This window comes from Barnesiella sp. CU968 (assembly GCF_905219685.1).
Taxonomy (GTDB): domain Bacteria; phylum Bacteroidota; class Bacteroidia; order Bacteroidales; family Muribaculaceae; genus Lepagella; species Lepagella muris_A.
In genome coordinates this window covers 1-7,081 of the sequence record NZ_CAJMXD010000136.1, presented here as the reverse complement: position 1 = coordinate 7,081, position 7,081 = coordinate 1, and the positions used below count along the sequence as shown (strand labels likewise).

Sequence of the window (7,081 nt, the reverse complement as noted above, 5' to 3'; positions counted from 1 at the left end):
GTTGTATGCATTCTCGAAATCATTGATCCAGGCTGTTGTGTCCGGATAGACATTCACGATATATGTGTTTAGAAAATCATAATCTCCTGTCAACGGACGACTTACAGTCTCACGGATAATCTCGCCGTCTTCCGACAGATATGCTGTGTCTTTTGATATCACCGGCAACTCAGTCGACACGGGAATATCCGTATTGTAGATTCGACGCGCCGGGTCAAGACGGTTCTCGCGTTTTGCAGCAGCCGTATGATTATACACTTCATACCTGTAATTCAGCTGTACAGGGTCAAGCTCGCGCTGCCCGGTAATAGGATTCGTGCGATAGAGACTTTCTATTGCGCGTGCCTCGTCTTCGTTAGGATTTCGCCATGGAATAGGCTTATTCCAGTTAAGATAAGGCTTCACTGGATTTCCTTCTTTATCCTCTTCGATCTTGAATATCTCATTTCCTCCATAGGCGGGATCTGCGAGTCTTTCGCGGATAATTGAATCCCGCACCCAGAATACAAACTGTTTGTATTTGGAATTCGTGATTTCCGTCTCGTCCATCCAGAATGCATCTACTGAAATCCCTTTCGGATCTGCCTTGACACCTGCCACAGAGTCATCTTTCGATGGTCCCATAGTGATGGAGCCTCTGTCGATAAGTACCATTCCGTAGGGCACCGGTTCCGAGAGTGAAGACCCACCGACTCCGGTGACTTCTCCGCCGCTTCCTCCACCTTTCATTCCCATGCACGATACAAAGAGGCTGCCGGCAGTCAAAGCCGCGCATACGACCATCGCACCCCGAAGACCGCCAAAACCGACTACTGAATATGTTGTTTTCTTCATATTTATCATAGAAGCTTGTTAATTTCCTTTTTACATGATCCTTATGGAACGATGCTTGTTCTTGTTCTTACCGCTGAAATCGAGTTTTACCTTATATCCAATCACAACCTCGTGGCTTCCTGACGATGCCTTGGAGATGGCGGATGTAGGGTAATCGTAGGAATATCCTATAAAAAAGTTCTTGAACTCCGCAGCAACCATGGCGCAGACAGCATCCTTATAGCGATAACCGATGCCGAATGAGAGGAATTTATTATACATCGCACGCACTGTAACTTCAGCCCCAAAGTTGTCAAAATCAGTCTTCACCATCATTGACGGCTGCAATTCAAATAACGTGTTTTTGAGTCCGATATTGCCGGATGCGGTAAAATAAAGAGACCTTTTGAGCACAGTCTCATATTGTGAGACCTCAGCTGATTCCGTACCTTCGCTTTCGAGTCTGACCGTTGGCTGGAGAAGGTGCAGTCCGGAAACACCGAGGGTAAAATACTTGTGGCTGTACCATATTCCCGCCGAGAGATCGAAAGACGATCCGGTCACATCCTGTGTGGGTATGGCTTCGTCTACGGGCTGATGATAATCGTCTCCTTCCGGTATATAAACTTCTGATCCCTTGAAAGTCGTATTATAATATCCACCCTGAACCCCGACTGACAGAGTTCCTTTAAGGAATTTCATCTTATAGCTACCCTGCAGATTGACAAGCATGTTGGAGAACAGACCCAATGATTCCTGACTCATGTTCACTCCCACTCCGATACGCTTCTTACCGATTTTCACAGGCATGTCTGCCGCCGCAAGAAAACTTCTCGGGGCATTCTCGATACCGACCCACTGCATTCTTGCTCCTCCTCTTATACGCACGAAGTCAATTTCTCCGGTCGCACCGGGATTATAATAAGCAGGTACCGCCCAGTATTGCGTAAACTGCACGTCATTCTGTGCCGACATACCTGCCGTATGCAATAGACACGAGCACACAAGCATCCAAAGACACAGTATACGTTTTTTCAATCCGGTTCCCATTTCCTCTATTCGAAATAAAACGTAAGAACGAACATCTTCGACTTTACCTTCGTCAGCGACTGGGTAATCTTCATCATGTCCGGATTATCAACAAGATCCGGACGGTCATGACGCAGAATGTCAGTCAGTCCGAAACAGAACTTTATCTCGGGGTTGAGTTTGAAGAAGGGCAAATACAAATCGCATCCCATGCCTACGGTAAGATAGGCATCGGCAGAATTGAACTGAAGGTAATCGGAACGCTTTTTACCCACATCAAAAGCCCCCATTGCTCCTACTGTCACATACGGTCTTGAATTATAATACCTTTCACCGGAAATCTTAAGATCAAAAGGCAACACCACATAGGCTGTCTTTATTTCCTGACGCAGTCTGGCATCACTGTTGGCATCAACCATCTCAACACTTTTCGATCCGAAATACATGCCGGGTGAAAAACGAAGGTTAAAATGGCTGTGAAGTCTCAGGTCGGCAAGGACATTGGCGCAGATGCCCGGGGCATAAGAGGGTATCTCCACAAACCATTGTCCGTTTTCCGGCGCAGGGGTCTCATAGCCGTTATGAGTAAAGTTGAGATCCTGAAACTGAGTGCCGACAGAGAACCCGAAATGCCAACGTTTCTGGTCAGCGTAAGGGCGATTGAGAATCTTGTCGCCGGGTTTGGCACATACAGGAGCCGCACAAAACAAGGCAACACCAGCCGCTATCGACAGAGCGCGAATCTTATTGAAGACATGCATGATATCAGGTCGGAACTGTTTCATTGTTAGAATAACGAAATCTTTTCCCCTATTATTGCCATAATATAGTATCAGCTACCGCAGGGTTTAAACAATTTTAGTTATATTTGCTTTTTAAAACCAAGAAGATGCTTATTATGAATTGGAATCAACTTATATGCGACAAACGTCTTGGGATGGAGGAATTCCATGATGACCGTCATCACACTCGTTCCGACTTTCAACGGGATTATGACCGTCTTATCTTTTCCTCTCCTTTCAGAAGGCTACAGAACAAAACACAGGTATTTCCATTGCCGGGAAGCATCTTCGTACACAACAGGCTGACTCACAGTCTTGAAGTCTCATCAGTAGGAAGATCCATGGGTAATGAGATAGCATTGCGCCTTCGTGACAAATATGCCTCTGTGTCATGGACTCAAAAGCTTGACTGCCTGCGCGACATCGTGGCGGCTGCATGTCTGTGTCACGATCTTGGAAACCCGCCGTTCGGACATTCGGGCGAGAAAACGATCTCTACCTATTTCAGCGAAGGAAACGGACAGGCTNTAAAGGAACAGGTCGGAAACAGAGAATGGGCGGACCTGATAAATTTCGAAGGTAACGCCAATTCATTCCGTTTGCTGACACATAGATTCAAAGGTCGCAGAAACGGAGGTATGGCGATGACTTACTCATCGCTTGCATCAATCGTAAAATACCCTTATTCTTCATTGCATGCAGGAGAAAAAGGGAAATTCGGTTTTTTCTCTTCAGAAGAAGAGATTTTCCGACGCGTAGCCACTCAACTCGGCATGCCGGAGACTGATTCGGGAAAGTTCGCGCGTCATCCGCTGGTGTATGTGACAGAGGCGGCTGATGACATATGCTATCAGATAATGGACCTCGAGGATGCCCACAAACTCAAAATCATTGGATTGCAAGAGGTTGTAGAACTTCTCTTCGGTTTCTTCGGAAGCACTGACAAAGAAAGGATGCAGCGGATGATGAATCATCTTGACGACCCTAACGAAAAAATAGCTTACCTGAGGTCTAATGCGATAGGCGCCATGGTAGTGGATTGCGCGGACGTATTTTCTAAAAACGAAGAGACCATCTTGGCAGGAGAATTCAGGGGGACTCTTGTTGACAACATGAACCCAAGGCTTAAAGATGCGTATGCCAAATGCTCCGCAACGGCATGGAACAAGATATACTGCGCGCCGGAAGTCGTTGACATAGAGCTTGCCGGAAACAGAATCATAACCTATCTGCTTGACACGCTTATGGATGCAGTCATGAATCCTGACAAAAACTATTCAGGACTACTTCTTAATATTATCCCCGGGCAGTATGACACTTCCGCCTCCACACTCTATGAAAGAATACAAAGCGTGCTTGACCATATCTCCGGAATGACAGATGTGTATGCGCTTGATCTTTTCAGAAAATTAAACGGACACAGCCTTCCGGCTGTTTAAAAATTAAGAACGTATGATTAGGAATTTAACAATATACATTGCTATTATCGCAAGCTTCATCAGTTTGCGCGCTAACGATTTCACTCCGGACATGATGCCGAACGTAAACGTTACAAACAGATATGAATTTGTATCCGACCCGGGAAATCTATTGTCGCCTGCTACAAAAGATGCTGTAAACCGCAGATTATGGGATCTTCGGCAACAAACATCCGTGGAAGCTGTCGTTGCAATTCCGCCGTCTATTGGCGAAACCACAATCGAAGACTGGAGCGAACAGCTATTTACTCTTTGGGGAATAGGTAAAAAAGATAAAGACAATGGCGTATTGCTCGTGATAGCTCCGGAACAAAGACGCGCAAGAATAACCACCGGTTATGGAGTAGAAGGAGTCTTGCCCGACATTTCGTGTAAGAACATCATAAACTCCGCCATCATACCCAATATGAGAGAGGGTGATATAAACAGAGCAGTAGACGATGCCACCAATCTTGTTTCCCAGGTTCTCACAGATCCGGCAGTTGCGGAGGAAATAAGATCCAGACAGCCGGACAATCACTCGGGGGCAGTAAACGCGCTTTCCGGTGAAGTGATATGGAAGTTCATAAGGATTGTGGCAACCTGCGCTTTCCTTTTCAGTCTGGTGATGTTTGTCAGATACCTTTTCAAGGGAAGAAAAAAGAGCGACAATTACCACAAGGCAATAATGTGGCGCGATTCCTTGCCGGTCTTCGGCTGGACAGCCCTGCTTTCTCTTGGCTCGGGAATCATCTTTCTGGCTTTTGCGTTCCTACTTTACAGGTCATACCGCACCCGGAAACTGAAATGCACCACATGCGGCACTCGCATGAATCGCCTCAAAGAAGAGGAGGATAATGAACTGCTGTCGGACTCTCAGGATTTCGAGGAGAAGCTTGACACTATCGATTACGATGTATGGGAATGCCCGCACTGCGGAACCATCGAACGATACGCATTCAAGAAGAATCAACAGAAATATACAGAATGTCCCAAGTGCCACACAGTCGCGATGTGTCAGATAGCAACAAGAACTATAGTTCCGGCAACCACACACCATCAGGGCACAGGTGAAAAGATATACGAATGTAAATTCTGCCACAATCAAAAGAGAAAACAGTTTGTTATACCAAGAAAAGAATCCGCAGCTCCTTTCATAGCCGGGGCTGCCATCGGTGCCATGACAGGACATCGAGGTAACGGCGGCGGATTCGGGGGAGGATTCGGCGGTGGCTCAACAGGAGGCGGAGGAGCCTCTGGAGGATGGTAATAAATTAAGAATTTGTTTAAAAACAGTATATATATTATGAAGAAAAGAGTCTTATATGCAATCGCCGTCATGGCTTCGCTTGCCCTGTCAGGCACATCCTGCACAACAGACAAAAACAGCGACAATAACGAGTCAGTCTCGTCAAGAGACATCAAATTCGAGTCTTATACCTATGACTACATCGGTGAATTTACCAGTTCTGACACTCTTGAGGCTCCAGGAGGAAAACTTGTAAGGTTTATCGGACAGGGGATACTTCCGCAAGATATAGGTGACACCGATGTGAATGCCTTGAGAGAGACATTGCTGAACATGGCGGGTGTGCGCATAACCGACGGCAATGCGAAACCAGTTCTGCCGGATTCCATGCAACTAACCGATCTCCCTGCATCAGAAACCGAGGCATGTGGCGAAACCGTGTCCACTCTGACTACAACCCTTGTAACTCCAAGAGCTGTGGTCTGGGAAAATATGAATTATGCATACGCATGTCTTGCCGCCCACGGAAACAGCTCTACCAAATACGTCAATTTCTGTCTTACTAACGGTAAAGTCATATCACTGGGAGATTTGTTTAAAAAAGATTATAAGGACACTCTGCTCCAACTGATACGCGATAAAATCAAGAATGATGGCTATGATCTTCTTGTGCCGGTTGATCAGATTGGAATTCCGGCTCAGTTCGGTTTAACTTCAAAGGGTATAATATTCAGCTATGATCCGTATCAGATCGCGCCATACTCAGAGGGCACCATACAGGTGGAACTCTCAGCCGGTGAACTGTCTGATATACTGAGTCCGCACGGACTCTATATTTTGCTCGGGATCAAAGAGACGAAGTGACCTTCCTGAGTCTCAGCTCAGAGGAGTCATCGGGAAAGACAAGTCTCAGCAATCCGTTGTCCGACTGCGCCTTTATCCCCTCTACCGTCTTACCTGTCACATCTATCCATTCAACATTATAGATTCCTTCGAAAGGGCTGGCGACAAGTCGGCCCTTTAATATGCCGGGAGACCATGATGACGGATTTTTAACGGCTCCCCCAATGTAGAGGATATCATAGCCGGTATCCGACTTTACAAGAGCCAGGAGGTAATCACCGCCCATCCGCAGCCTGTCGTCTTCAAGCATAAGATCAAACACTCCCCATATACCCTCCATTGAATCTGAAGAACGCTCAAGATATGCCATGAGGTCTTCTGTGTTTCCAAAATGGGGGAATCCTCCCGATGACACTCCTGCAGTTTCCAGACAAATGTGATCCACATCAAGTTTTCCTCCCGGCCACAACGCGTAACCGATACTGTCAGCCTCGAACCCTTCTGACAGAAATTCCGACATAGTCTTGTAATTTCTGTTGCCGCCACGAAGCTTCCAGCCGGAAGAGTCAATATTGATCATAAAGGCGTTCTCCCCTCCATAAAGATCAAAATCAGAGAAAAAACGTTTCTTTTCACAAACGTTATCTCCGATTTTCACTGTCATCTCAAGATGCGGAGACGTGTACGTCTCGTCAAATCTGTCGTCAACATTTTTAAGCGATATGACAAATGTCTTTTTCCCCTTCAGAACCATTCCCCATTCGGAACCTGACAGATCAGCCGCCCGGAATTTCCACGTTAGATTCCCCCCCCGAGGCGCGGCAACAATGTCATACTTAATATCTTTACCTTTGTTTTCCACAAGAAATGCCGAATCTGAGGCACTTGCAAAACCGGTGAAGCCCCGG

7 protein-coding genes are annotated in these 7,081 nt (G+C 46.4%); 3 read left to right on the top strand and 4 right to left on the bottom strand.

Features of this window, described 5'->3' with window-relative positions; translation table 11 throughout:
• The 3 genes from JX312_RS06810 to JX312_RS06800 all read right to left on the bottom strand — a co-directional run.
• Positions 1-783, bottom strand: a 783-nt coding sequence (locus tag JX312_RS06810; protein WP_204457478.1) for an SUMF1/EgtB/PvdO family nonheme iron enzyme, incomplete at its 3' end; no start/stop codon positions are given.
• 81 nt (positions 784-864) lie between these two features.
• Positions 865-1,863, bottom strand: a complete 999-nt coding sequence (locus tag JX312_RS06805) for a type IX secretion system membrane protein PorP/SprF (RefSeq protein ID WP_204457477.1) — start codon at positions 1,861-1,863, stop codon at positions 865-867.
• 5 nt (positions 1,864-1,868) lie between these two features.
• On the bottom strand, positions 1,869-2,627 hold the full coding sequence (locus JX312_RS06800) for a porin family protein (protein ID WP_123407838.1): 759 nt from the start codon (positions 2,625-2,627) through the stop codon (positions 1,869-1,871).
• Between the two features lie 113 nt (positions 2,628-2,740).
• Here JX312_RS06800 and JX312_RS06795 point away from each other — a divergent pair, with 113 nt between their 5' ends.
• Genes JX312_RS06795 through JX312_RS06785 form a run of 3 tightly spaced genes read left to right on the top strand, consistent with a single transcriptional unit; the run spans position 2,741 to position 6,194 of the window.
• Positions 2,741-4,063: a deoxyguanosinetriphosphate triphosphohydrolase gene (locus JX312_RS06795; RefSeq protein WP_204457476.1), complete on the top strand. Its 1,323-nt coding sequence runs from the start codon at positions 2,741-2,743 to the stop codon at positions 4,061-4,063.
• Between the two features lie 13 nt (positions 4,064-4,076).
• The gene (locus JX312_RS06790; RefSeq protein ID WP_204457475.1) at positions 4,077-5,351 is read left to right on the top strand and encodes a YgcG family protein; all 1,275 of its coding nucleotides are present in this window, start codon (positions 4,077-4,079) and stop codon (positions 5,349-5,351) included.
• 36 nt (positions 5,352-5,387) lie between these two features.
• Positions 5,388-6,194: an RsiV family protein gene (locus JX312_RS06785; RefSeq protein WP_204457474.1), complete on the top strand. Its 807-nt coding sequence runs from the start codon at positions 5,388-5,390 to the stop codon at positions 6,192-6,194.
• Here JX312_RS06785 and JX312_RS06780 read toward each other — a convergent pair.
• On the bottom strand, positions 6,178-7,081 hold a 904-nt coding region (locus JX312_RS06780; protein WP_204457473.1), incomplete at its 5' end, for a hypothetical protein. The two genes, JX312_RS06785 and JX312_RS06780, sit on opposite strands and share 17 nt — an antisense overlap.